Source organism: Actinoplanes sp. SE50/110 (assembly GCF_900119315.1).
Taxonomy (GTDB): domain Bacteria; phylum Actinomycetota; class Actinomycetes; order Mycobacteriales; family Micromonosporaceae; genus Actinoplanes.
Window position 1 is genome coordinate 9,079,355 of record NZ_LT827010.1, and the last position, 24,640, is coordinate 9,103,994.

The following is a 24,640-nucleotide window of genomic DNA, read 5'->3' on the forward strand; positions in this document are numbered from 1 at the left end:
CGGTGGGATAGCGCGAATCGACAGTCCTTCGACACGCGATCACCACAGGATCACCACGGTCCCACCGGGCGGGATTTTGAAAGCAGAAAATGGGAAACAAAAAGGCCGTGACCCTTGTTTCCGCAGGTCACGGCCTTGATTACTTGTGCGCCCGAAGGGACTCGAACCCCTAACCTTCTGGTCCGTAGACAGCGCCCTAATCAGAAGAGCTCAGGCGCGTGAACATCAAGCTCACCACTGCCCGCTTTGCCAGAATCATACCTATCTTCGATCGTCCAACGCGGCGTCTCATATAGCAAGATAGATGATGCCTATACCGCTCCGCAGCGGGCTCGACGCCGATTCGTCGACAGTGCGCATGACCGCGTTTCCCCGCCTGCCCTCAGTCAACGCTAATCTCAAAGTAGTCATGCATTCCTATGGTCTGTTACCAAAGCGATCCAGCACAGCTGACGGTGTAGTAGCGCGTCGGGCGCGGCCGAGCCATCGCCGCCAGAGTGCAGCAGATCGGTGTTCATCTGTGAGGCTTCTGGTTGAGGTGCCGTCATTGCTGTCTCGCCCGTCATTGCCGGTCTGCGTTGTCGGATATCACGAGGTGCTGTTGCGCTTGAGTGGGGCTGAACCGGCGCGATTTCGGCCGGTGCGTTCAGGGAACTCCAGTGTCTGCGGGCACGGTTCACCGTTGATCATTCGACCGCAGTACCAGAGCCAACGCCGATCGGGTGACCTCCCAGCTTCTTTGGCCTCGGTCATGGTGTTGCCGCAGGTCTCGCAGCGTGGTGGGTTACGCATCTGGTCGGCCAGCTCGAAGGACAGGATCTGGCGGGCGAAGCGGGCGCTGTCGATCTGGATCATCACTTCGTGGCGGCCCTCTGCCGGTCGACGAGGGTGCGAGAGGATGTTCATGCTGCCGACGAAAGTCCACCGCAGGTCCACGACGACAATCTTCTGGTGCATCTTGTGCACCAGAACGACGTGGGGCAGCCGCGCTCGTAGGGCGTTCAGTGTTGCCCGCACCTCAGCGTTGATCTCTTTCTCTGGCAAGGCCATGACGCGGACCTCGACCTGACGGGCGTGAGCGGCGACCAGGCTGTCCTGCAGACCCAAGGAGTGCTTACCGACCCAGGGGCTCCACATCCATACCGACGACGCGGCGCTGTCGACGCGCTGCTGGACCTCGGCGATGATCTGCTTCTCGTCGTACATTCCGACAAGCCGTATGTACGGCTGGAGCGCACTCCACAGGTCGTGGTGAACGGTTTCCTCGACTGGCGCGTTGGCCTCGTCGATGCCGAGGAGGTCGCTGGCGAGGACACGTTGGATCGTGCCGGCGTCAATCATGTGTCGCAGTGCGCCAAGAGGGCCGCTGCCGCGGCGCCTTATTGCTGCGCCGTCACCGATGAGGTAGAGGCGTTGCCGGGCCCGGGTCGTCGCGACGTTGAACAACCGTAGCCCTTGCAACTTCCATGCGTCGGAGCCGTGAGCGCCTTTGGCGACCCATCCCCTGCCGTCCTCGACCATGTCGAACACGACGATGTCGCACTCGCGGCCTTGAAAGGTGTGTGCTGTGCCGACTTCGATCGCTGGGCCGCACGCGGATTCGGCGAGCAGTTCCTGCGTCGTTTCTGCCTGCTCCTTGTAAGGGGTCACGATGCCGACGGACCCATCACGGGGGTGGTGGTACTCGGCGAGAGCTCGAGCGATGAGCGCGCCGATCGGCCACGTCCCGGCGACAGCGTCGGGACGCGCCCGGCGTATGCCACTGAGGGCTTTGCCGAGGCCGTCGGTGTCGACGAGCACGATCTCGCAGGTCTTCGGGTTTTTGGCGGTCAGCAGTCCGCCGTAGGCCACCCGGTTGGCTAGCTCGGTCAGTTCCCATCCGAAGCGCCATTGCTCGGTCAGAACCACGCAGCCGGGTTGCTGGGACGCGGTTGCGGGATCAGTCAGTCCGAATATCTCGAAGCAGTCTCTGGTGTAGACGGCCTTGATCAGATCTTCTTTGGGCAGGCTCGGATCGACGAAGGGTCCGTTTTGCAGGTAGTCCCCGAGCAGCGTCGCGCCGGTACGAGCAGCTTTCACCGCGAACATGAGTTCGGGCAAGCTGGCTGCTGCGGCCTCGTCGACGATGACCATGTCGAACGCCGTGCTGAGGATCATCTTCTTGAGCGTCAGCATGCTGAGCGTCGTCGCAATGACGGCGGCCTCGGCAATGAGCGCGGCTTGCATACCGGGCCGCTTGTCTGCCAGGTCGGTCACGAGGCGGTCGTGCTGTGTTTGGCACTCGCGGATCTTTCGGTCGCACTCGACAGCGGATTGCCGCAATGCGGACAGCTCTTCATGCAGCTGCGGCAGACCGCGCATTTCCGCCTCGCGGAGCAGTTGCAGATCCTGCTCGGAGGGCTGTGCTGCCGCAGCGGCGATGCTCAGTCGCTGCCGAACCGCGGCCAGGGCTTCGGCTGCGGCTTCTTTTACCCGGACCGCTGTGCTTTGGTGCAGCTCGGCATGCGCGGCCCACTCGTGGGCTTGGGCAATGGTGGCTGCCTGCGCTTGGACGTAAAGGGCATGGGACACCTCCGCGCCGGCCTGCCGTAACCGGGCTTCCGCAGCGGTCCGCTCCGTCCGCTTTGCGTCCAGTTCGCGCTCGGCGCGGTGGGCGGCACCGCGGGCCTGTCGGCGGCGCATCGTGGACATCGCCCGCGACAATCCGGTGCTGCGTTCCTCCTCAGCCAACCCCTGCGCTGCCTGATCCCGGTCGTGTCGAGCTATGCGCTCGTAGACCATGGCGACGAGCAGATGCGCCAAGAGTTCGTCGGCAGTCGCTTGCTTGAGGTTACCCTTCGCCTCAGCGGCATGCAGGGCCGCTGCCTGTACCTGGGCGGTCAGCTGCTGCGCTCGGTGCTGATTGTCCCGCCGCGCCTGGCGGCGTCGATGCTCGCTAGGGTCGAAACCCGCCAGTGCAGCCTCCGAATCGGCGAGCCGGCGCTGCGGATGATTGCTCTGCAGCTCCGCGATAGTGTCCTCCAGACGGCTTAGGCGCGCCAAGGCGGTGCGTTGGCGAGCTTCGACCAGCCGGTTTAGCGAGACTCGCTCGTCACGGGCTACCGTAGTGATGCGGGGAGTACCGACCCGGATCACTCGGCCGGCGGTGGGGGCAAGGCGTTTGATGATGCCCTCGACGGCATTGTCGACCGCCACGTTGGTGTTCGATACGAGTAGCACTCGCTTTCCCGCCGTCATCAGGCGTTCGATGGCGTTGACGATGACATGAGTTTTCCCGGTGCCCGGCGGGCCCCACACAACCTGCAATCCGGGAGCGCAGCAGGCGTCGGAAGCGCGTTGCTGGGCGTCGTTGAGCCGGGGGTCGCATGGCCCGGCCGGCGGTAACGGATCCAGTCGCTGCTGATCGAAGCGGTGGACGAGATTGTCCGGTGCGAGCGCGCTCAGACCCTCAAGCACTGCCGTACGCGAGGCGCGAAGATCCATCGCTGGAACCCAGAACGACAATCCCTGAGCCGGTGCGCCGGACTGGGTCCGTACCCGAAGGACGCCGTCCACGACTTCGCTGTCGATCACGGCGAAGCTTCGCTGCTCGGGACCTTCCTGTGGCGCCAGGCATGCGCCATCCATCCGGTCAAGATCGCCAGGATTGAGCCGGGCACGGAGGCGGTACCAGCCCTCACCTCTGGGGCCGTCTGAGTCGACTCGGCCTCGGAGGACGAATTCGGAAGAAGGCTTCAACGTGCGCTGCGCCGCTTGACGAACTACCGCAATCACGTCGTTCAGTGACGCCATGACACCTCTGTTCGTCACCGAGTTCCCGCAGGATCGGCAGTCCAACTCCCGCTACGTGGCGTCCTCGTCGCCGACTAGGACGGCGGCTCGCCGAAGACTTCACGAGTCGGCCGCCGATACAGCGCGAGCAACGATGGCTATGGCGCGTCATCGTCGCCGATCTCGCGCCGCGCCAGCCGCAGCATGCCCAGCCTGCTCGGCACGGCAAGACACCTGACCACGATGCCGCGGTACGCCGCCGGCCGTGATTCACCGGGGTAGGCGCACCAGGGTGCTTCATTCGATAAAGCCGGATCCCGGTTGTGCACAGCGGACTCCTCGTCAGGCATGACTTGCAGTAGTCGCAGCGGGAGGCAAGCCGCGAACGTTCACCTGGTCCGGAGACTGCCTGCCGCGGCACAGTCGGGACAGCGCCGAAAGAATACATGGAGTGATCATGTGGCTGGAGCACGCCGGTGTGCCGATCTGAGCCTCCCATCGGTCAACGTGAACAGCTCCGGCGCACTTCAAACGCTTGATCAGCAGCTTTGCACTATGAGATCAAAGCGTGTGGCGTCAGAAATGTCGTACGGCCATGCCATCATGCATCGTCGCCTATCACTACTTGATCACGGAGAGTAGATCATGCCGCACGTCTCCGGGCACTACCGCAACGGCCGGTGGGTCCGTCCGCACTACCGACGAAGCACCCCCAGGGCCGTCCGCAGCGCCGGAATGATTCGCGTACGCGGCCACCGCCGCGACGACGGAACGTACGTCCGGCCCCACCTGCGCAACGCCGCCCCGACCCTCACACCGGCCTCGAGCAACTCGGACTGGGACTGGCTGGGCTACCTAGCCATGTTGCTGTTCGTCTTGTTCCTCATCGGCGCTGCAACCCAGGCGTAAGGAGTCCCTCGACTATGCCGATCGTCAAGCCGCATACCCGCCAGGGCAAACCCGTCAAGGGCTACTACCGGCTCAATTCAATCTGGAACTTCTGGTTCGGCTTCCTGCTCATGCTGCTGCTGTTCGCCGTCGTCAGCAAAGGAAACTAGCAACGTCGTCCACCAGACCCTGGGTTCTCACCGGCTACGCCAACCGCCCCTCTCCTCAGCGAGAGGGGCGCGGCGCTCGAAAGCCGGACCGGGTGGCATGCGCTGACGGTGACCCTTGGGTTCCGACTCCGGCAGATGATCAACTTCGATGGGCTCGGAGGTGCGTTTACCTTCCCCTCGCGTTTAGGAAACGACGGCGGACATCGATGGCCCGAGCTTCGTCGTCCGCCGCCGGAACGGCTGCGGCCCGCCTTCAAGGTGGTAGAGAGCGTGGCGGTTAAGGTCGTAGCGCTCCAGCGATCCGCTCGCCTCAATGGTCCCCTGCGTGGCCCCAGACGTCAGCGTGATGATCATTTCCGCGTCGGCTGACGCAACCAGGCCTGGACTACGGGTGGCAAACACATACTGACGGCTGCCACGCAGTCCACGGAGCCGCTCAACGAGATACTCCTCGATCCAGGGAGCATGCAGCGCATCCTCTGGCTGATCGATGATCAACGGTTCAGCACCATCCGCCAACGCGATGATCAGGATGGCAGTGCATTTCTGGCCGTGCGCGAGCCGTTCGATGTGCTCGTACTCCCCTTCGCCCCGCTTGCGGAACTCCACCGAGAGCCCGTCGAGCAGCTCAAGCGATTGCAGGCCGAGGAATTCTTCCTCCTGATGCCGCTCGATGACATGCTCGAACAAGGTCTGGATGTGACGGCTCTCAACGCCGGTCACCTTGCTGACGCCCTCTGCGTCATCGTCCAGAAAGGAGCGAATGAGCTTGACGGGGTGCGACTTCGCGCACAGCTGCTGCAAGACGTCCGCACGAAGACGAGATCCTTTCGCGAGTGCCGCGATCTGCGCTCCGTAGTCTTCGTCCTCACTTTCACTGTCCAGCTTTATCCGCACCACGCCCGACATCAGCTTGTTCAAGAGCCTGATCCGGGTCTCGCGGCGCTTGCGGCGCTCTTTCCGCAACACCACCAGTTCCTCAATGATGGTTTCGCGGTGTTCCATCGCCGTACGCAACCCGGGACGAAGCGTCGTCTCCAGCTTCGTCGCAACATCATCGAGCGTGACCTTGTTCGTTTGCAGCTCGGTCAAGCGCGTCCGGAGCGTCTCCAGGCCCTTGCCCTCGACGTCAGCCTCCGCCACGACCGCCCGCAGCTTGGCGTCGAACTCTTGTTGCCGCTCACGCCATTCCGCGACGATGCCGGCCAGCTCCCGGCCTGCCGCCGCGTAGGCCTGCTGAAGTTTCTCATCAACGGACTTGAGCGTCGCCTCCAGTGCACTCAGCGCCGTGGCCGCCCGGTCGTACAGGTCCCGGTTGGCCTCGACCGCAACCGCGTGCACGAACGACATCACCTGGGGGATATGTGGCGCCACGAGCGCATCGGCAGATGTCAGGGAGTTGAACCACGTACGCTCTCGGCTCCAGGCGGCCTGTTGCCGGACGATATCGCCGTTGAACAACTTCCCCAGCTCGGTCAAGCGCTCGACGACAACGGGACGCTGCTCCAACAGGAGTTCCGCCTCGCGGATGCCGTCACGCAGCCCCACAATCAAGCGGCTGTTGTCCGCCAACCGGCTGCGGACTTCGAGGTCAGCGGCAACGAGGTCTTCCAGATCAAGGCCCGAGTCAATCAGCGTCATACGCCCGACCCGGGTGCGTGCATGTTCGATGACCTCGCTCTGCGAGAAGGCCCGGATGGCAACTCGACCCGAGGGGTTCACGAAGTGCTCCGTGTCGCCGGACATCTCCGGCGACGGTGACTGATCGCCGAAGTAGGCGCGTCGCACAACGCACCGTGCCCACTTGCGGCGCAGCACCACCTCCACCGATGCGTTCTGGCTCAACGCATGATCGAGACGTGAGTCCACTTCCCGGCGGACCTGGGGAAAGTCGGAACTATCGGTCTGCTGGTCCAGCGCAAACCGGATCACCTCGATCAACAGTGACTTGCCGGTTCCCGTGCCCCCCAGTAGGCAGTTGAGGTCTGCAGACAGCTCGAACGTCTGCCCATCGAGAAAACCGCCCGAGACCCGGACAGACTCGATGATCATGTGCTCCGGCTCTGCCGGCTCCTCCAGTCGGACCCTCAGCTCCGGGTCAGCGAGGGCATGCTTGAGACCACAAAGATCCGGCCGGGAAGCCTTCACCCACGTCCGCCGCCGACCGATGCCCTCCAACACGTGCACATTCCCACCGGGAATGGTCACGTCCGAGCCCCGAACACAGGCCATCTCCCGTCGGCCGGCAGTCTTCGACGAAACCCGCTCGGCCGCCTCTGGATCAACGATCTCCACCCCCGCCAGGGCCGGGTTGAGGATGATCTTGCTGACGTTCGCGGCGACCGTCAACTGAAGGAGACCTTTAGGACGGTCGGCGTGCGCGGCGATGGCGATCCCACCACTGCGATGGACCGCTTCGGCAGCCTCAGCGAAGCCGCCGCGGGTTGCAACGTCCAGCCTTCCCTGGTCTACACGAGGTATCCCCAGCTCGACCAGAACGTCCTCCATGAGATGCAGCGGTGTCCCTTCATCCCACACCGCCAGCAGATGGCCTTCGGTCGTACTGATCTCGATGCCAGGTAGCACGATCAAAGACGTCGCGGTAGCGGCCGCAGCCACCAGATCGCACCACCGCACTGTGTTGTGATCGGTGACAGCGATGGCGTCCAGCCCGGCGGAGAGTGCCGCCGCCACGACCTCTTCAGCCGCGGAAGCCCCATACGTCAGCGGATCAACATCTGCCGACCCCGGCGTGTGCACATGAAGGTCGACGGCCCAGAACCGTGCCGGTGGATGCATACCCGTCATCGACACGGCATCCGTCGACGAACGATGATCAGAGAACATGAAAGACGGTCCCCGCTGCATCAACACTGATCTTGCTCGGCCAAGGTCTTGGTCACGGTACTCCGCCGGATCCGCAACGAGCATCCGAAAAGCCACCGTCGCGCCGGCCCGCAGCAACCGGTTTCTCCGAATCCAGGCCCGAGCAACAGCCAGATGCGGCACAGATTTCCGCAGCTAGCCTCCACACCAGTGATTCCAACTAGTCGATGAGCACGACGCGCAAGCCCGGCGCATCACCAGGCGCCCGGGGCACACTATCGCCTTACCGAGTGACAAACAGCCCCAGCGAACAGCGGGACCTCGAAGTCATCGATGTACTCTCTGTAGTCTTTCGTGCTTGCACGCGGCGCGTTGCGCACCGCTAAAGGCCAGCACAAGGCACTGACCCACCGCGGATCAACAGTCTTTGACACGCGATCACCACCGGATCACCACGGTCCCACCATGCGGGACTTTCGGGGCTGAAAATGGGAAGAAAAAAGGCCGTGACCCTTGTTTCCGCAGGTCACGGCCTTGATCTTTTGTGCGCCCGAAGGGACTCGAACCCCTAACCTTCTGATCCGTAGTCAGATGCTCTATCCATTGAGCTACGGGCGCTTCTCTTGGTGCTCAGTCAGCATACACACCGACTTTTGCGCGGAGACTCCGGGATTCGAACCCGGGAGGGGCTTTAAAACCCCAACCGCATTAGCAGTGCGGCGCCATAGACCAGACTAGGCGAAGTCTCCTCGGTGACCTGCGAGAGTCACCGAGGACTGAGAATACCGGACCCGTTGAGCGTCGCACAAAGAGGTCGGCCCGAAACCTCCCGAAGATCTGCCACGAAGGCTGCGAACAGGCGAAACGTTGCGGTTGCGACTACGCTGCGCAGGATGGAGGAGAAGCAGACGCCGCGTGCCAGGGATCCGCGGGCGCCCTTCAGTGCGCCGGAGGCGGAGCAGGCCGGTGGGGGGCGGGGGCGGCGCGGGGCGCCGCCGGCCGTTACTTTCCAGCCGCCTCGGCCTGGGGTCAGTGCTGAAGGTCACCCTTCCGGGGCTTCTTCCGGTACGCCGGAGGACAGCGAACCGCCGCGGCCGGCAGCCAAAGCCGCGGGGCGGGCCGCCAGGACTTCCAGGGCCGCGCGCACCGTGGCGCCGGTGGACAACGGGGCGGCCGGAGCGGCCGACGGGCAGCCGGAGCGGGCTGCGGACGGGACGGGCGCTGCGCGGAAGGCGCCGGTCAAGAAGGTGGCGCCGCGGTCCCGGGCGGCGGCGAAGGCGGTGCCCGCTGCGAATGATCAGGCGGCGACCGGTGACCCGGCGGCTGCCGAGACGGTCAAGCGGGTGGCGCGGCCCCGGAAAGCAGCCGCGGGCAAGCCGCCGGCGAGCAAGATGCCAGCGAGTGGAGCACCGGAAGCGGTGAAAGCGGACCGGACCCCGACCACGGCGGAAGCGGACCAGCCGGCGACCGCCACGGCACCGGCCATGACCGCACCGGCACCGGCCACAACGGAGACCGACCAGGCCGCGGCCACCACGACGCCGGGCACGGCAGAGGCGGATCGGGTCACAGACGCCGCGACACCGGGCACGGCAGAGGCGGACCAGGTCACAGACGCCGCGACACCGGGCACGGCAGAGGCGGACCAGGTCACAGACGCCGCGACACCGGGCACGGCAGAGGCGGATCGGGTCACAGACGCCGCGACACCGGGCACGGCAAAGGTGTACGCGGTCGGTGCGAGCAGGACGCCGGTGGTGGGCAACGCCGCGGAGCGGTTGCACTGGGCGGTGGCGGATCAGATCGTGGTGGATCTGTGGCCTCGGCTGGTAGCGGAGCCGCGGGACGCAGCGCGGATTCTGGCTGAGGCGGCGGTGCAGACCCTGGGGCCGCGCGCGGCGGCGTGGGCGGCTCGGACCCGGGCCGCTTATCCGGCGGCTACACCGCAGGGGCTGGCACGACTGGCGACGGCGCAGTCTGTCCGCGCGGCGGAGCGGCGGGGGATCCTCAGCGCGCTGTCCGGGACGTACGCGCCGATCGCTCTTGTCGCCTCGGCCGCGTTGACGCACGCGGACCTGGTGTTGCATGTCGCCGCGGCGTATGGGGTCGATCCGACGGATCCGGAGCGTGCGGCGGAGCTGGTGGTGCTGCTGCCCAGCTATCGGGGCGGTGCGGCGTGGGCGGCGCTGCGGCTGGCCGATCGGGCCTTCCCGGGGGCGAGCATGCTCGGCGCGGTGCTCGGCGGGCGGAACACGGCCGAGGCGGTGGCGGTCCGCGCGGAGCGGCGGTACGGGTGGTACGCGAGCCGCAGGTCGCAGGAGTAGCAGCCTCGCGGCGAAGCCCCGGAAACGACGACCCGGACGGGGCCGGAGATGGCGAACCCCGGGCGGAGCCGGAGATGGCGAACCCCGGGCGGAGCCGGAAGTGGCGGAGCCGGAGACCACCCCGGGCGGGCCCGAAGTGGCAGCACCGGGAAACGACGAGCCCGGGCCGGCCCGGAAATCGCGGCGCCCGGAACGAACGGCTACGGGTGGAGCCAGGTGAGCCAGGAGTCCGGAAGCAGGTCATAGCCGACGAAGGCGGTGATGTCGAGGATGCTGTGGGCCACGATCAACGGCATCACCCGCTTGGTACGCAGATAAAAGAACGCGAAAATCACCCCCATCACGATATTTCCGACGAATCCGCCAAAGCCTTGGTACAGGTGGTACGACCCCCGCAGCACCGCCGACCCCGCGACGATCCACCCGGTCGACACCTCCAGCTGCCGCAGCCGGGTCGTCAGATACCCCACCACCAGCACCTCTTCGAGCACCGCGTTCTGCACCGCCGACAGCACGAGCACCGGCACCGCCCACCAGTAGGGCTGCAACGCCGACGGCACGATCTGCGCCGACACCCCGAGCTTGATCGCCGCGTACACCAGCAACAACCCGGGGAGGCCGATGCCGGCGGCCAGGCCGGCGCCCCAGCCCGCATCGAATCCCGGGCGCCGGAAGTCGATGCCGAGGTCTCGGCCGGGCCGGATGCCGTCGCGGCGCAGGAGATACCACGCCAAAGCCACCGGTACCAGGTCGAAGAAGATGTTCAGCACCTGGTACGTGAGGTCCAGGTAGGGACGGGGCGACATCGGCGCGTTGAGTGTCGCGGTGTGGCTGGCCAGCGGTTTGCCGTCGGTGAGCTTGGCGGTCAGCGACACGATCGACCAGATCGCCGACTGCCCGAGCGACAGCAGCAGGACGATGGCGATCTCGGCGGGGTACGCCGATCGGGTGGACCGCTGGCCTTCTAGAGTCACGCGCCCACTCTACGAGGGCACAAAATCGGTCATATAGACAAGCGGCACGTGACGAGTCGCACTCTGCGTACGTCGTGTTCCCGACTGTGCTGACCACCCTGAATGCATGGGAGACCTCGCACGCTTGCTCAAGGAGAGCTGGAGCCTCGTCGAGGAGCATCAGGACAAGGTGGCCGGCTATTTCTACGCCCGGATGTTCCTGTCCTACCCGGATCTGCGGGACCTCTTCCCGGTGCAGATGGACGTGCAGCGCACCCGGCTGCTGCACGCGATCGTGACCGCGGTGCAGACCCTGGAGGACCCCGAGCGGTTCGAGGACTACCTGCGGTCGCTGGGGCGCGACCACCGGAAGTTCCACGTGCTGCCCGAGCACTACGAGGTGGTGGGTGGCGCGTTGATCGAGTCGATGCGGGCGTTCGCCGGCGAGCAGTGGGGGGTCGAGTACGACCAGGCGTGGGCCGACGCGTACGCGGTGATCGCCGCCAAGATGCTGGCCGGCGCGGAGTCTGATCAGAATCCGCCGTACTGGTACGGCGAGGTGGTGCAGCACGAGCGCCGGTCGCACGACATCGCGGTCTTCACGGTGCTGCCGATGCAGCCGCTGGAGTATCGCGCCGGGCAGTACCTGAGCGTGGAGGCGAGCCCGTACCAGCCGCGGCTGTGGCGTACGTACTCGCCGGCGAACGCGCCGCGCCGGGACAACACGCTGGAGTTCCATGTGCGGGCGCTCGGCGCCGGCTGGGTGTCCAGCGCTCTGGTCCGCAAGCTGAAGGTGGGCGACATGATCAAACTGGCCGCGCCGATGGGCTCGATGACCCTGGATCGAAGATCGACCCGGGACGCCGTGTTCGTGGCCGGGGGCACCGGGCTGGCCCCGATCAAGTCGCTGCTGGAGGAGCTGACCCGGTACAACCGGACCCGCTGGGTGCACGTCTTCTTCGGCGCGCGGACCCGCGAGGACCTGTACGACCTGGCCGACCTGAATCGGCTCGCCGCCCGTTACCCCTGGCTGTCGGTGGTGACCGCGTGCAGCGACGACCCGACCTTCCCCGGCGAGAACGGCAACATCTCGGATGTGGTCGCCCGGTACGGCCCGTGGAACGAGCACGACTTCTTCGTCTCCGGCTCCGGCCCGATGGTCAAGGCGACCCTGCGGACGCTGGCCGAGCTGCAGGTCCCGTCGATCCGGATCAAGTACGACGCGTTCAGCGACTGATCAGTAGTCCCAGGGGCGGCCGGTCTGCTGGTACTGCGCGACCGGGACGAGTTTCGCGTCGCTCTTCATCCGGTCGACGTAGAGCCGGCCCTCCAGGTGGTCGATCTCGTGGCCGACCAGCCGGGCCAGCGCCCGCTCGAAGACGGTCACCACCCGGGCGCCGTCGAAGCGGGCGTGTTCCACCTCGATCCGCAGCGGCCGGACGACCAGGCCGCGGTAGTCGAAGAAGGACAGGCACCCCTCGTACTGCTCGTCGCGGGCCGCCGACTCGCCGACCACCCGCGGGTTGAGCAGCACCACCGGCTCGATCTCCCGGTCCGGCGCGCGGACCACGGCGGCCGCCACCGGCAGGCCGATCTGCGGGGCGGCCAGACCCACCCCCTTGCTGAACTCGTGCAGATCCTCCAGCTGCGCCAGCGAGGTGAGCAGCCGGGTGACCGTCTCCCGGGCGGCCGGCGCCTCGCGCGGGAGCTGGAAGTGACGGGCCCGCTGCCGGAGCAGGTCGGAGCCGCGCTGGATGATCCCGATCCCGCGCATCCGGTGTGAGGCGCGGGGCAGCACCGGCTCGGCCGGGGCCAGATCGTCGTGGACGGGGGCGTCGGCGCCACGGAACCGCCACTCGAGGCGGTACCGGGCGTTCAACAAAGGCTGGTCAGTGGACCACTCGAAAATGGCGCGACCTCCCTCGTTGCGGCGTTCCAGCGGGGTCCGGACCGGGACCTCCGCGTTCAGGGACACCTCGACGCCCCAGACCTGGGGTTCGAAGCGTTCCGGAAGATTCAGGCGGACGGTGAGCGAGCGGGTCGGCAGGCGGACCGCCCGCTGGAACCACTGGCCCCACTTCTCCTCGCCGACCGTGTACGCGTACTGGATCGTGGTGCGCTCGCCCGGGTAGAGCGGGAACTGGCCGCGCTCGTTGGCGAACAGCAGCCAGATCTCCTTGGCGGCGTCCCGGTCGAGCTTGACCCGCCACCGCATCGGCTCGGCGGCGTCACCCTCGCCGGCGACCGCGTGGACGTCCAGTTCCTCGAAGGTGAGCGGGTTCTCCCGGTGGTGGCGGTTGGAGCCGGTCGGATCGTTCGGATACCGGTCGACGGCCATCTTGACCAGGTACCGGGTGACCGGTTCGACGCCGGCGTTGTAGAGCGAGCGGAGCACCCGGCACCGGTACGCGCCGTCGGTGTAGGCCAGCTCGGCGATCTCCCGCTCGACCACCAGGCCGGCGCCGGGCGGCAGCCACTGGGACCGCACCGGCGAGTCGCGGTGCGGGCCCGGGGTGCGGGCGTGGCGAAGCTCGTCGTACTCCTGGAAGCGCTGCCAGATCGCGCCGCCCGCGCCGAGCACCGCCTCGGCCCGGCGGGCGAAGTCCTCGGTCGGTTTGTGCCGGCGGCCCTCGACGTGGCTGACGTAGGAGGGATCGAAGCCCATGCGCGCGGCGAGCTGCTTCTTGGTCATCCCGCGCTCCACCCGCCATTGCGCAAGCGCCGAGACGAATTGGTCTGCGGCCCGCTCGACGGGCGAGGTGGTCATCACGGATGTCCCCTTCGCGACGGCACCCTCAGTGTCACCGGCATCGGGCGTCCGAACGGGGCTAGAGGCACGTTGCCGACAGGTATCTTGACAAAACCGGCAGGTCCAACACGCTACGTTAGGTAACCATTGCGCTGGGTATTCGACCGAATGGTCCCTGCTAGGGGTTGGTGAGGCTACCCTTAGCCGAGTACTCTCGGTCCGGTGAAGTGGGAGAAGTTGGTGAGCGCGTGACCGTCACCCTGGAACGTGTCGGCTCCCGCCCGCTCGCGCCCGTCAGCGCCACCCTCGCCGGCATGTTCGGCGGGGTGCAGGTGCCCTCGCTCGCTCCCGGCCTGATCGTCTCCGAGCAGGCCGGATGGACGCCCGCCACCCACCTCGCCGGCCCCGGTCTCAGCCCGCTGCTCGCCTCCGCCGGCCGCCGGTGGAACGCGCAGCCACACGCCGCCGCGGCCCTCGCCTGGAAGGCGTACACCTACTGGGCGGTGCTGCCCGCCGTCCTCGGATGGGCCTCGGCCCGTCGCGTCCCGCTGATCACCGCCGGTAACGTCCTGACGAATCACGACAACCCGACCGTGATGATCACGCTGGGTCTACGGGCCGGCATCCCGGTCGCCGTGCTGCCCACCGACCCGCTGGCTCTCAGCGGACACCCCGACGCGGTGGTCGTGCCCGACGAGACCGCCCTGCTCGCCGAGTTCCGCCGGGCGGTGCTCGACGAGCACCTGACGCCGCTGCTCGACGCCATCCACCAGCGGGTCCGTCTGGGGAAACGGCCGCTGCTCGGGTCGCTCGCCTCCGGCATCGCCTACGGGGTCCTGCGATCGGCCGACACGGTGCCGGGCTCCTCGGCGGAGTCGATCGAGAAACTCCTCGGGGTGCTCGGGATCCGGGACCTGATCGACCTCGCGCCCGGGGCGAACGGGCGGCTTGAGGTGCAGCGCAAGACTTGCTGCCTGGCTTTCACACTGCCGAAGCCGAAGCTGTGCCCGGGGTGCTGCATCAAGCCGTGACGGCGGCTGTTTGCGGTTTATCGGATTACGGCCGCGTGCATCTGTAATCCGGCATTCCCTCGATCCGCCTGATTCCGGATCCGCCGGGAGCCGGGCGAGCAAGATCGGCGAGCGATTCGCGGCCGCGTCGCTCCAGGATCCGCGGCCGACTCCCGACGCGGGGCTTTCCGGATCCGCCGTCGACTTGCGAGCCACGGGATGACGGGTGGGGTCAACCAGAGGAAGCGGCTTCCGCAAGGGTCGTCATCGACTTGCGGACCGTCCGATGCCGGGTGCAGCCGGCCAGAGAATCAGCCTCTGCAAGGTCCGCGGTCGACTTACCGGCCGATGGATGCCGGGTTCATCCGGCCAACGGAAGTGGCCTCCGCAAGGCTCGCGGTTGACTTGCGACCGCTGCGCGTCGCGATCGACGGCTCGGCGGTACGTCGTGAAGCTCCCGCCGCGCTCAGCCTGGAAGCCGCGGCAAGCCGGCGCCGCGATCGTCGGCAGGGCAGGACGGTGGCCGGCCGGAGGAGACGGCAGAGCCGGCGGGATTGCCGGGTTGGCTATTCACCGCACGACGCAACCGGCCCCGGGAACTGATGTCGTCGGCGGACCGGTCGGCAGGTCTCGCCCCCCGACCACGGATTTGAGGGCCGGGGGCGGAGGGGTCGGTCAGCTGGTGGCGTCCGCGGTGATGACCGCGTCGGGGTTGTCGACCAGGTTGCGGACGTCCCACAGCCAGACGCCGCCGGTCCAGGTCGGGCGGAAGCCCAGCAGGTCGGACATGGTGCGGAGCATCTCGATGTCGCGGGTCTGCGGGGTGAGGACCACGACGCCGGCTTTCCAGTAGCGGAGGTCGGCCAGGGTCATCTCGCGGCGGGCCGGGGAGACCTCGGGGGTCGGGTTGCCCTGCCGGATCGAGGACATCAGGCCGCTGGTGGGCCGCCACGGCGGGGCGAACGCCGCGGTGTGGTCGGTCGGGTCCTGCGGGTTCTGGTTCGGCAACAGCGCGTACGCGCCGGCGATCCGCATGTCGAGCTTGGTGTACGCGCTCCAGCGCAGCGGGTCGGGGTAGTAGCTGTCCGGCAGCGGCAGGGTGACGACGGTGTGGTTGTCGTCGACGTAGTGCCGCCACTGGCCGGAGGTCACGAAGGACGGAACCGTCTCCATCTTCACCGTGTCGAGCTGGTGCGGGATGAGCGGGACCAGAGCCATCGCGACCGCGGTGATCATCGCGACCCGGATCGGGCCGCGGGTCTGCGGCTGGGTGCGGACCAGTTCCGCGGCACGCTGGCAGCCGAGCGCCAGGACGATGCCGACGATCGGCGCGATCGCCATCGCGAAGCGGGTCGGGACGGCCGAGTCGAACACCGGAAGGTGATGCAGAAACGACCAGATTCCCGGTACGCCGGTGTCCGCCCCGTTGAGCCGGATGTTCGGTCCGAGCGAGATCGCCGCGAAGAGCAGCCCGAGGCCGCCGAGCGTGAGTGCGGCGGCGCTGCGCCGGAGCCAGAGCACCAGGCCGAAGAAGAGGATGACCAGTCCCCAGCCGAAGAACGCGTTCTGCTCGGACGGGTTCTGCGCCAGGGTCAGCGGAACCTCGAGATTCCCGGCCACCGAGTGCGTCGAATAGGCGGTGAAGGACGCCAGATCGGAGCCGAAACTGCGCACGTATTCGGACAGGCCCTTGTACGACTGGGGGCCGGCGAACTGCACGCTCAACGGGTAGGCGAGCACCGCCAGGGTGACCGAGCCGGCCACGATCAGCCCGCGCAGGAAGGCGAACGGCTCGCTGCGGTGCCGGCGGACCCGGACCAGCCCCATGACCAGACAGAAGACGCCGACGCCGACCGCGGTCATGAAGAGGATCTCGAGGTTGATGAAGGCCTGCCAGATCAGCATGCCGGCGAGCAGCAGGCCGTTGCGGACCGCCCGGCCCGGGACGCGCAGCTCCAGCGTCCGCCAGATGATCACCGGGACCAGGAACTGCGAGACGATGTTCGGGTGGCCGTTGGCGTGCGCGATCATGCTCGGCGCGAACGTGGCGAACAGCGCGCCCACCCAGGCCGCCAGCCGCGAGCCGACCAGGCGGCGGGAGAGCACCAAATACCATGAGGTACCGGTTAATGCCAATGCGCCGGTGAGAAATACGTTGAACGCCACATGCGGCCCGAACAGAAGAGTGACCGGCGTCAGTGGCAACGAAACGGCCAACGCCGAGGTGTTGGCCATCATGTTCACCCCATCGGGGTAATTCATGCGATCCGAGAAGAACGGATATACGCCATCCGTGAGCACGCGGGCACCGTGCGCCAGCATCCACTCGAAGAAAGCCTGATCCTGCGGATCATCGCGCAACTCATGATCAAGATTGAGCCACAACGGGGCGGTGACGAAGAGCGCGACGGCCAGGAAACTGGCTATCGCCACCACGTCGCGCCAGGTCGGCACCCGCCACAGAGGACGGCGGCGAACAGGCGCTTCAGCCTGCTCAGCGGTGTTTTCCCCGGCGGGCGCGGGGGAGGTCGGCGCGGCGGTGATGAGGCCGCCACCCAGTGCCAGCAGCTCGGCGTCCAGGTCCTCGGCTGCGGTCAACTGGCGGGGCGGCAGAACGTTCTCACCGGCCGTCTGGCCCGTCGAGTCAAAACCCGTAATCGTCATAGCATCGGCGAGCCTAACCGAGGTGGGGAAGAGTTCCACGATGAGCGGCCGCAGCGTGATAGAGACGATATGTACGCGTGTTTTCCGCGTGTCCATGGATCAACGCCAGAGGCGGCGAGGTGTGACGCGGAACCCAACGGACTACCCGCGGCGCCTATGTCTCAATCAGGCCAAAAAATCGCCGTGCCCCGGCGGTCAACTTTCGGATAGCGGCGACAGATGGTTAACTTCACCGGTCCTGCTGTCAGCACAGATCGGCAAGATGAGGGAACCTCACCTATGGCAGACATCACTGGAGACCAGCGGATCCAGTCCGAAGTGCTCGAAGGCCTCGCAACGGCCGTGAACCACCGTCGGTGGTTCGTCGAGCTCGCTCTCCCATACCTTGGGGACAACCCCATCGAGATCGGCAGCGGCCTCGGGGACTACGCCTTGGAGTGGGCCGAGCACCTTCCGCGCTTCACCGCGACGGAGGCCGACCCCGACCGGCTGGTCCAGCTCAAGGAGCGGATGGCCGGGCACGCGAACATCGAGGTGCGGCAGATGCTGCTCCCGGCGCAGGACGCCGCCGGGGAGTACAGCGCCGCCGTCTCGTACAACGTGCTCGAGCACATCGAGGACCACGTCGGCGCGCTGCGCAGCATGCGTGAACTCGTCCGCCCCGGCGGCCACGTGATCATCATCGTGCCGGCGTTCATGTTCGCGATGAGCCAGGTCGACATCGCCACCGGGCACATCCGCCGGTACACGAAGAAGACCCTGGGCGCCGCCTACACCGAGGCCGGCCTCGAGATCGAGAAGATCCACTACGCGAACGCCCTGGGCCTGATCGGCTACTACGGCGCCACCAGCATCTTCAAGCTGGCGCCGAAGGAGGGCCCGATGGTGAAGGTGTACGACTCGCTCGTACTCCCGGTCACCAAGGCCGCCGAGCGGATCGTCCGCCCGCCGTTCGGCCAGTCGGTCTTCTGCGTCGGCCGCGTCCCGCGCTGACCACACGCACCAGGCAGTGGTCGGCCGCGTCCCGCGCTGACCACACGCACCAAGCAGTAGAGGCGTCGGCCCGAGGGCCGGCGCCTCTTCGCTTTCCGGCCAACCGAAGCCCGGGTGAGCGGCTGGTGGGCATCGCACGAGCCGACGCAGCGATACCGGATGAAGCGGGCGCGGCTTGCGAGGACGCACCGACGCCGGATGAAGCGAACACCGCATGCGAAGACGCACCGACACCGGATGAAGCGGGCACCGCCCGCGAAGACGCACCGACGCCGGACAAGGCGCCGCCCGGGAACACTCAGTGACGCCGGGCGGGCGGCCGCTGCGCGGGGAGACGCAGCGCCGCCGGTGACGGGTCGGTCAGCCGCGGACCTCGAAGGTCGGTCGGATGGTGGCCCGGGCCAGGGTGTGGAAGGCCAGATTGAAGCCGACGTAGGCCGGCGTGGCGTCCGGGGTGACGTCGAGCGAGTCGACGTCGATGGCGTGCACCGCGAAGACGTAACGGTGCGGGCGGTCGCCGGGCGGCGGGGCCGAGCCACCGTAGTTGCGCTCGCCGTAGTCGTTGCGGACGCAGAAGGCGCCGTCCGGGAACGGGTCGGCGCCGCGGTCCAGGGAGGTCACCGAGAGCGGCAGGTTGACCAGCACCCAGTGCCAGAAACCGCTGCCGGTGGGTGCGTCCGGGTCGAAGCAGGTGACGACGAAACCCCGGGTCTCGTCGGGAAAGCCCGACCAGGACAGCTGGGGCGAGAGATTCTTCCCGCCGACGCTGGTGTGCGCGTGCAACTCGTCGAGCGGCTGCCCGTCCGTCACGTCCGCGCTGGTCACCGTGAACGACGGGACCTGCGGTAGAAGATCGTACGGATCGGGGGCCAGAGCTCGGTCAAGACTCATTGGGGTCCTCCGGCGTGGTTACTTAACTGATCTGGCTTTCCCACGATGAGCCGAGAGTAACCGCCGGAAGTGTCAGACGGCTTGCCGGACTGTTGCGGCCACCGGTCACCCGTCCGGGTAAACGCACAGGTGGTGCGCACCGGTACCGCGACGGTCGGCGATGCTTCTGTCAGACATCCGACCGGGTGCGTGCGGCAAAGATCCCCGCGCTCGGTTGCGATCGGTGTGTGCGGCACGCCATGCGAGCCGGCACCCGTCCCTGACACGGCGGGTGCCGGCTGCTGCCGTCTCAGGCTCCGGGGATCCGTTCGACGCGCAGGCCGCGGTACATCCTGCGGTAGACGACGCCGGTACGGTGGTTGCCCGCGTCGATCATCATGCCGCGGCCCATGTAGATGCCGACGTGACCGGAGCCGACGACCAGGTCACCGGGACGTGCCTGGCCCCGGGCGACGCTGCGGGCCCGGGCGGCCTGGGCGCGGGACGAGTGCGGCAGCCGCATCCCGGCCCGGGCGTACGCCTGCCGGGTCAGCCCCGAGCAGTCGAAACCGCCCCGGCCCTCGCCGCCGGTCACATACCGGCTGCCCAGCTGGGCCTTGGCGTACGCGATGACCGCGGCCATCCGCCCGGTGCCGCCGGACACCCGCAGGGTCCGGGAGACCGTCCGGTGCGTGGTCCGGCGCACCATGCCGCGGTGCGAGACCGTGGTGCGCCGCTGGGCGACCGTCCGGTGCTGCGCGGCACGGACCGCCCGCTGCAGCGCGTTCTCCGCCGAGTGCCGCCCGAACGCGGGCCGCTTCTCGACGGTGCCGCGCTGACCGGAGGCGGACCGCTGCCCCTGACCGGCACGCTGCCCGGAAGCGGATCGCGCGAGGCGCTGCCCGGCGGCGGACCGCCCGGTCGGGGCGGCGCCGGGAGACGGGGCGCCCGGTCGGGCGCGCAGCGGGGCGAGTGGCGCCGGGCGGATGGTGACCGCCCGGCGCTGCATGGCCCGGGTCGCCCGGGCCGTGGCGGCCTGGCGCCGCATGAACAGGCTCTCGTCGAGGTCGTCGGAGAGGATCCGGCTGTCCCGGGCGGCGAAGCCACCCGCGAAGGCCGGTGACTCCGGGTTCGCCGGCAGGGCCGTGGGGGCCGGTGCGGCCTCCGTGGCGTGCTCGGCAGGGTCTACGGCCGGTGCGATGACGGCCAGCGCGAGAGCGCCGGCGGTCAGCACACGGCGGGCGGACGTTCCGTGCAGTGTTGCCTCCGAAATAGGCCCGGGGCACTCACGCGAATCCCATCATCAGCACGGGTGAACCTGCTCGCCGCACTTTTGCCGCCGTTGAAGGAGGGCAATGGGAACCCGGACAACTTTGTGTATTCCGTGGACCATGCCAACACACCTTGAATTACGGCGTGGCTGGATTCAGATAATTAATCCCTCGATCTCGAAAAGATAAAGGCGAACGGTCACTCGGGAGCGGGCAGCGACATCCGGATGCCCGGCGCGACGCCGGAGCCGAGCAGGGACACCTCGCTGAGCTGGGCGTTCTTCGGGACGTCGAAGGGCAGGACGCCGTCCACCGACGTTCCCGGGGGGATCTCGTCGAGCAGTGTCGGGCTGTCATCGTTGAGAAAAACCGCGGCGTCGGCGGCAACGGCGTATGCTGCACCGTCGGCGTCGTAGACACGTTGTGCCGAGCTGTCGAACAACGCCGGCTCGGTGCCGTTGTTGGTGACCCGTACGTCGAGCAGACAGAACTGCCCGTGCGCGCGTTGTTCCAGCCCGTCCGGGCCGATCGCGGAGACGCCGCAGCGCACGCTGGTGACCCGCAGACCGAAGCCGCCGCGGGACGCGTCGGCCGGGCCGGCCGGGGGCAGCCCACGGAACACCGCCGGCCCGCCCGCCGGTTGGTCGGCGGTCGCCACCGCCCAGATGCCGAAGGTGATTAGGGCCAGGGTGACGAGCAGGCCGCCGCCGACCCAGATCCGGGTGCGCCAGCGCAGCGCCCACTCGTCCACACCGTCGTCGTCGGGGTCGGTCACCCGGACGGTCGGCGGCCGGTGTGGTGTGTAGGTCACGGTGTCCCCCAGCGAGCGGATCCGGGGCGCACCCGAGGGCCGGACGCGCTGTCCGTCCATGCTGGGTTGGCCGCGGCCGCGGATCGCCGCGACTCGCCGCAAAAGGAACTTTATCGGTCAGACCACGACAGAGATACTCCTCCGATCGAGTGACGGAGCCGGGCCCGACAACACATGCGGGAACAGGCGATGTGGCGAGCCGGGCCGCTGCCGCGGTGCGGCGCCGCGGCAGCCGACGCGACGCGGGGTCAGCGGACCAGGAGGATCTTGCCCAGGTGGTCGCTGGCCTCCATGAGCCGCTGCGCCTCGGCCGCCTCGGCGAGCGGCACCGTGGTGTCGATGATCGGTTTGATCAGACCGGCCGCGACCAGCGGCCACACCTGGTCGCGGACGCCGGCCACGATCCGCGCCTTGTCGGCGATCGGCCGGGCCCGCAGCGAGGTGGAGGAGACGGTGCCGCGCTTGGCCATCAGGGCACCCAGGTCGAGCTCGGCCCGGGTGCCGCCCTGGAAGCCGATCACCGAGATCCGCCCGTTGACGGCCAGCGCCTGGATGTTGCGGGCCAGGTACTTCGCGCCGATGATGTCCAGGATCACGTCCGCCCCGCGGCCCCCGGTGGCGGTGTGCACCTCTCGTACGAAATCGTGCTCCTGGTAGTCGATGAGATGGTCGGCGCCGAGCGCGCGCAGCCGCTCGTGTTTCGCGGACCTCGCGGTGACCAGGACGGTCGCGCCGAGCGCCTTGCCGAGCTGCACCGCGAACGTGCCGATCCCGCTGCCGCCGCCGTGCACCAGGAAGGCCTCGCCGGCGCGCAGCCGATCGTGCGCCACCACGTTGGACCAGACCGTGCAGGCGACCTCGGGCAGCGCCGCCGCCTCGACGAGTGACAGCCCGGCCGGCACCGGCAGCAGCTGACCGGCCGGCACGGCCACCCGCTCGGCGTAGCCCCCGCCGGCCAGCAGGGCGCAGACCCGCTCCCCGACATGGTGTCCCTCGACACCCGGGCCGAGCGCACTGATCACCCCCGAGCACTCCAGCCCCGGATAGGCCGGCGCACCCGGCGGCGGCGGATAGTTGCCCTGACGCTGCAGCAGGTCAGCCCGGTTGACCGCGGCCGCGGTGACGTCGACGACCACCTCGCCGTCGCCCGGCTCCGGATCCGGAACCTCGGCCCAATGCAGTTGCCTGTCTTTGATGACGATCGCTCGCATACCCCGACTCTGCCCCACAGGTACGACACAAACGACGGCGGCTGTGCGGCGTCTGGCAGACTGGAGCGGCAGCACGGGGAGGACTCGCCTAGTGGCCGATGGCGCCGGTCTTGAAAACCGGTATGGGGCAACCCATCGTGGGTTCGAATCCCACGTCCTCCGCCTCGATGAGCAGGGAAACCGCCGCTGACCTGGGGAAACTGAGGTCAGCGGCGGTTGTCGTGGATCGCCGCCCAGTCTCACCGGACCCCGCCGCATCTCACCCGTCACGGCAGGTGCGCGGCCGTGGAACCTCAGCGTTCGCCCTGGTCATCGTCCAGTTCCGAGGCATCCTCGACGATCCTGCCCCGAAAGGCACGTTGCGTGGACCCCAAAGGCACGTTCACGCTGTGCCCGGCCCCACTCGCGACCCGTGTTGCCGGCACGCCCGCATTGAGCCGCAGTGACACGCCCGCGTGTCGCAGGTCACATGGCCGTGCGGCCAGCGTCGACCGGTGCGCTGGCGAGAGGGCCGCCGTGCGCGCTGCGCGCCGGGTCCGGGAGCAGGTCTCTCGGGACAGCGGGCCTCGTCCGTACGAGCGCGGGGTGACGAGCAGACAGCCGACCGGTGCGCAGCCGAACGCAGTCGGTGGCACGCAGGTGCACCGCCTCGGCGGGCCGCAGGCCGGCGAAGTAGGCGAAGTAGAGGCAGACGAGGAACGCCACGAGGTGCGGTGCGGCGGCCGCCGCGGAGAGCAGCGCGAGGGCTTGTCACGGTCGGACTTCGGCGTCACCCACTGCGCAGCATCCATTGTGTACGGCGCCGGCATATCGAGCGCCTCGCGGATCACCGCAGCGTCCGTCAAGTGGCGGAGCTCGACGGTGTGCGCACTGCGGCACGGCCGAGGCGAGGTCGTCAGGCAGCTGCCCCGCGGTGCGCCGTGTCGTGCCGGACACGTACGAGTGGAGCGCCCGACGAATGTCTTCAGACGGTGCGCCGCGGCGCGACAGGGTGACGCCGAGAGTGGCCGAGTGCTTCGGTGGAATTTCGAGCCGGAGGACGAGCTCGCATGATCAAACGGCTACAGGCAGCACACGGACGCGCCGGAGACCCCCTTGGTTCGAGGGCCTCCGGCGAGGCGGTTCCGTGCGGTGGATCAGGCTCTGCAAAGGATCGGGCTGCCGTTGTCCGCGAGCCGCCTATTTCGCTGGCGCGTTTTGCGGCGCCGCATTCCCCGCGGCTTTGTCCGCTGGCGTTTCGTTCAGACCCAGACCACGCAGAATGTTGTCGCGGTCGGGGTTTGCGCGCAGCGCGGTCAGGGACTTCAAGCGGCCCAGCAAAGTCGTGGAAGATGCCGGGCATTTCAAGTCTTGAATCGCCGACAGGGTCTTCTCAAAACGTTGGATGCGGCTTTCGAGGTCCGTTCCACTCGGAAAGCTCGCATTCTTGAGCGCCACCTGGGCGTTCACCTGGGCTTGAGTGGGCGGGCAACGGCCGGGAACGTTCACCCCGGTGGGGCCCACGCGGTCAGCCGTCGCGTTCGGATCGCCCGGGCCGAAACCCAGCGCCGGCACCAGAGCGTTGATGCCACCGGAGCCGGCTCCGGCGTTCCCCGTCGCTCCACTCGCGGCCGCGTCACCGGATCCCGTGGCGGTGGCTTTGTCCGCTGGCGTTTCGTTCAGACCCAGACCACGCAGAATGTTGTCGCGGTCCGGGTTCCCGCGCAGCGCGGTCAGGGACTTCAAGCGGCCCAGCAAAGTCGTGGAAGATGCCGGGCATTTCAAGTCTTGAATCGCCGACAGGGTCTTCTCAAAACGTTGGATGCGGCTTTCGAGGTCCGTTCCACTCGGAAAGCTCGCATTCCTGAGCGCCACCTGGGCGTTCACCTGGGCTTGAGTGGGCGGGCAACGGCCGGGAACCTTCACCCCGGTGGGGCCCACGCGGTCAGCCGTCGCGTTCGGATCGCCCGGGCCGAAACCCAGCGCCGGCACCAGAGCGTTGATGCCACCGGAGCCGGCTCCGGGTTGGACGGCGGCCTGGCTCATCCCCGTGCCGATCGCGAGCGCCGAGCCGAGCAGCGCTGTGGCGGCGGCTCCAATCACCAGCTTGCGCGTCCGACTGCTGACTCCGCGTCGATACATGCACGGCT

The 24,640-nt window shown here is 67.8% G+C and carries 16 protein-coding genes and 4 tRNA genes; 7 read left to right on the forward strand and 13 right to left on the reverse strand.

Annotated features, from left to right (window positions below; genetic code table 11):
* Positions 1-146: 146 nt before the first annotated feature.
* Positions 147-218: transfer RNA gene (locus ACSP50_RS40690), tRNA-Arg, on the reverse strand.
* 370 nt (positions 219-588) lie between these two features.
* A complete protein-coding gene (locus tag ACSP50_RS40695; protein WP_080128164.1) occupies positions 589-3,792 on the reverse strand; it encodes an AAA domain-containing protein in 3,204 nt (1,067 codons plus the stop codon).
* A gap of 624 nt (positions 3,793-4,416) precedes the next feature.
* Here ACSP50_RS40695 and ACSP50_RS42880 point away from each other — a divergent pair.
* Complete coding sequence (locus ACSP50_RS42880; RefSeq protein ID WP_014695175.1) at positions 4,417-4,680, forward strand: hypothetical protein; 264 nt, start codon at positions 4,417-4,419, stop codon at positions 4,678-4,680.
* 14 nt (positions 4,681-4,694) lie between these two features.
* Complete coding sequence (locus ACSP50_RS44740; RefSeq protein ID WP_014695176.1) at positions 4,695-4,829, forward strand: hypothetical protein; 135 nt, start codon at positions 4,695-4,697, stop codon at positions 4,827-4,829.
* A 183-nt stretch (positions 4,830-5,012) separates the two neighbouring features.
* On the opposite strand, the gene ACSP50_RS40700 is transcribed toward ACSP50_RS44740, so the two are convergent.
* From ACSP50_RS40700 to ACSP50_RS40710, 3 genes are all read right to left on the reverse strand, one after another.
* Entirely contained in the window at positions 5,013-7,676 is a 2,664-nt protein-coding gene (locus tag ACSP50_RS40700; protein ID WP_099344252.1) for an AAA family ATPase, read from the reverse strand.
* A 524-nt stretch (positions 7,677-8,200) separates the two neighbouring features.
* A tRNA-Arg gene (locus ACSP50_RS40705) sits at positions 8,201-8,273 on the reverse strand.
* A 40-nt stretch (positions 8,274-8,313) separates the two neighbouring features.
* Positions 8,314-8,404, reverse strand: a tRNA-Ser gene (locus ACSP50_RS40710).
* Between the two features lie 408 nt (positions 8,405-8,812).
* Here ACSP50_RS40710 and ACSP50_RS40715 point away from each other — a divergent pair.
* Positions 8,813-9,979 (forward strand): hypothetical protein, encoded by a 1,167-nt coding sequence (locus tag ACSP50_RS40715; protein ID WP_080128165.1) that lies wholly within the window; start codon positions 8,813-8,815, stop codon positions 9,977-9,979.
* Positions 9,980-10,179: 200 nt separating this feature from the next.
* On the opposite strand, the gene ACSP50_RS40720 is transcribed toward ACSP50_RS40715, so the two are convergent.
* Entirely contained in the window at positions 10,180-10,953 is a 774-nt protein-coding gene (locus tag ACSP50_RS40720) for a CPBP family intramembrane glutamic endopeptidase (protein WP_014695179.1), read from the reverse strand.
* 106 nt (positions 10,954-11,059) lie between these two features.
* Here ACSP50_RS40720 and ACSP50_RS40725 point away from each other — a divergent pair, with 106 nt between their 5' ends.
* Complete coding sequence (locus tag ACSP50_RS40725) at positions 11,060-12,169, forward strand: globin domain-containing protein (RefSeq protein WP_014695180.1); 1,110 nt, start codon at positions 11,060-11,062, stop codon at positions 12,167-12,169.
* Here the strand turns inward: ACSP50_RS40725 and ACSP50_RS40730 are convergent, their stop codons facing one another.
* Entirely contained in the window at positions 12,170-13,699 is a 1,530-nt protein-coding gene (locus tag ACSP50_RS40730) for a peptide deformylase (protein WP_014695181.1), read from the reverse strand.
* Positions 13,700-13,929: 230 nt separating this feature from the next.
* On the opposite strand from ACSP50_RS40730, the gene ACSP50_RS40735 reads away from it, so the two are divergent.
* A complete protein-coding gene (locus tag ACSP50_RS40735) occupies positions 13,930-14,712 on the forward strand; it encodes a hypothetical protein (protein WP_014695182.1) in 783 nt (260 codons plus the stop codon).
* Positions 14,713-15,366: 654 nt separating this feature from the next.
* Here ACSP50_RS40735 and ACSP50_RS40740 read toward each other — a convergent pair.
* Positions 15,367-17,355, reverse strand: coding sequence for a hypothetical protein (locus ACSP50_RS40740; RefSeq protein WP_043513171.1), 1,989 nt, complete (start codon positions 17,353-17,355; stop codon positions 15,367-15,369).
* A gap of 279 nt (positions 17,356-17,634) precedes the next feature.
* Between ACSP50_RS40740 and ACSP50_RS40745 the strand changes: the two genes are divergently transcribed.
* A complete protein-coding gene (locus ACSP50_RS40745; protein ID WP_014695184.1) occupies positions 17,635-18,348 on the forward strand; it encodes a bifunctional 2-polyprenyl-6-hydroxyphenol methylase/3-demethylubiquinol 3-O-methyltransferase UbiG in 714 nt (237 codons plus the stop codon).
* 360 nt (positions 18,349-18,708) lie between these two features.
* On the opposite strand, the gene ACSP50_RS40750 is transcribed toward ACSP50_RS40745, so the two are convergent.
* The 4 genes from ACSP50_RS40750 to ACSP50_RS40765 form a co-directional block, all read right to left on the reverse strand.
* On the reverse strand, positions 18,709-19,239 hold the full coding sequence (locus tag ACSP50_RS40750; RefSeq protein ID WP_014695185.1) for a YbhB/YbcL family Raf kinase inhibitor-like protein: 531 nt from the start codon (positions 19,237-19,239) through the stop codon (positions 18,709-18,711).
* A gap of 289 nt (positions 19,240-19,528) precedes the next feature.
* Positions 19,529-20,452 carry a C40 family peptidase gene (locus tag ACSP50_RS44535; RefSeq protein WP_014695186.1) on the reverse strand — a complete coding sequence of 308 codons (924 nt, stop codon included), beginning with the start codon at positions 20,450-20,452 and terminating at the stop codon, positions 19,529-19,531.
* Positions 20,453-20,688: 236 nt separating this feature from the next.
* Positions 20,689-21,300, reverse strand: coding sequence for a DUF4352 domain-containing protein (locus ACSP50_RS40760; RefSeq protein ID WP_043516467.1), 612 nt, complete (start codon positions 21,298-21,300; stop codon positions 20,689-20,691).
* Between the two features lie 248 nt (positions 21,301-21,548).
* Positions 21,549-22,511 (reverse strand): NAD(P)H-quinone oxidoreductase, encoded by a 963-nt coding sequence (locus ACSP50_RS40765; RefSeq protein WP_014695188.1) that lies wholly within the window; start codon positions 22,509-22,511, stop codon positions 21,549-21,551.
* Positions 22,512-22,588: 77 nt separating this feature from the next.
* On the opposite strand from ACSP50_RS40765, the gene ACSP50_RS40770 reads away from it, so the two are divergent.
* Positions 22,589-22,673: transfer RNA gene (locus tag ACSP50_RS40770), tRNA-Ser, on the forward strand.
* A 1,017-nt stretch (positions 22,674-23,690) separates the two neighbouring features.
* Here the strand turns inward: ACSP50_RS40770 and ACSP50_RS40780 are convergent.
* On the reverse strand, positions 23,691-24,632 hold the full coding sequence (locus ACSP50_RS40780) for a hypothetical protein (RefSeq protein ID WP_014695190.1): 942 nt from the start codon (positions 24,630-24,632) through the stop codon (positions 23,691-23,693).
* Between the last annotated feature and the right edge of the window lie 8 nt (positions 24,633-24,640).

What these genes read in the sequence shown, in the direction of transcription:
- ACSP50_RS40745 (WP_014695184.1), top strand. Translation starts at nt 17,635, where the DNA reads ATGGCAGACATCACTGGAGACCAGCGGATCCAGTCCGAAGTGCTCGAA.
- ACSP50_RS40695 (WP_080128164.1), bottom strand. Translation starts at nt 3,792, where the DNA reads ATGGCGTCACTGAACGACGTGATTGCGGTAGTTCGTCAAGCGGCGCAG.
- ACSP50_RS44740 (WP_014695176.1), top strand. Translation starts at nt 4,695, where the DNA reads ATGCCGATCGTCAAGCCGCATACCCGCCAGGGCAAACCCGTCAAGGGC.
- ACSP50_RS40725 (WP_014695180.1), top strand. Translation starts at nt 11,060, where the DNA reads ATGGGAGACCTCGCACGCTTGCTCAAGGAGAGCTGGAGCCTCGTCGAG.
- ACSP50_RS40730 (WP_014695181.1), bottom strand. Translation starts at nt 13,699, where the DNA reads ATGACCACCTCGCCCGTCGAGCGGGCCGCAGACCAATTCGTCTCGGCG.
- ACSP50_RS40700 (WP_099344252.1), bottom strand. Translation starts at nt 7,676, where the DNA reads ATGTTCTCTGATCATCGTTCGTCGACGGATGCCGTGTCGATGACGGGT.
- ACSP50_RS40765 (WP_014695188.1), bottom strand. Translation starts at nt 22,511, where the DNA reads ATGCGAGCGATCGTCATCAAAGACAGGCAACTGCATTGGGCCGAGGTT.
- ACSP50_RS40740 (WP_043513171.1), bottom strand. Translation starts at nt 17,355, where the DNA reads ATGACGATTACGGGTTTTGACTCGACGGGCCAGACGGCCGGTGAGAAC.
- ACSP50_RS40750 (WP_014695185.1), bottom strand. Translation starts at nt 19,239, where the DNA reads ATGAGTCTTGACCGAGCTCTGGCCCCCGATCCGTACGATCTTCTACCG.
- ACSP50_RS42880 (WP_014695175.1), top strand. Translation starts at nt 4,417, where the DNA reads ATGCCGCACGTCTCCGGGCACTACCGCAACGGCCGGTGGGTCCGTCCG.
- ACSP50_RS40780 (WP_014695190.1), bottom strand. Translation starts at nt 24,632, where the DNA reads ATGTATCGACGCGGAGTCAGCAGTCGGACGCGCAAGCTGGTGATTGGA.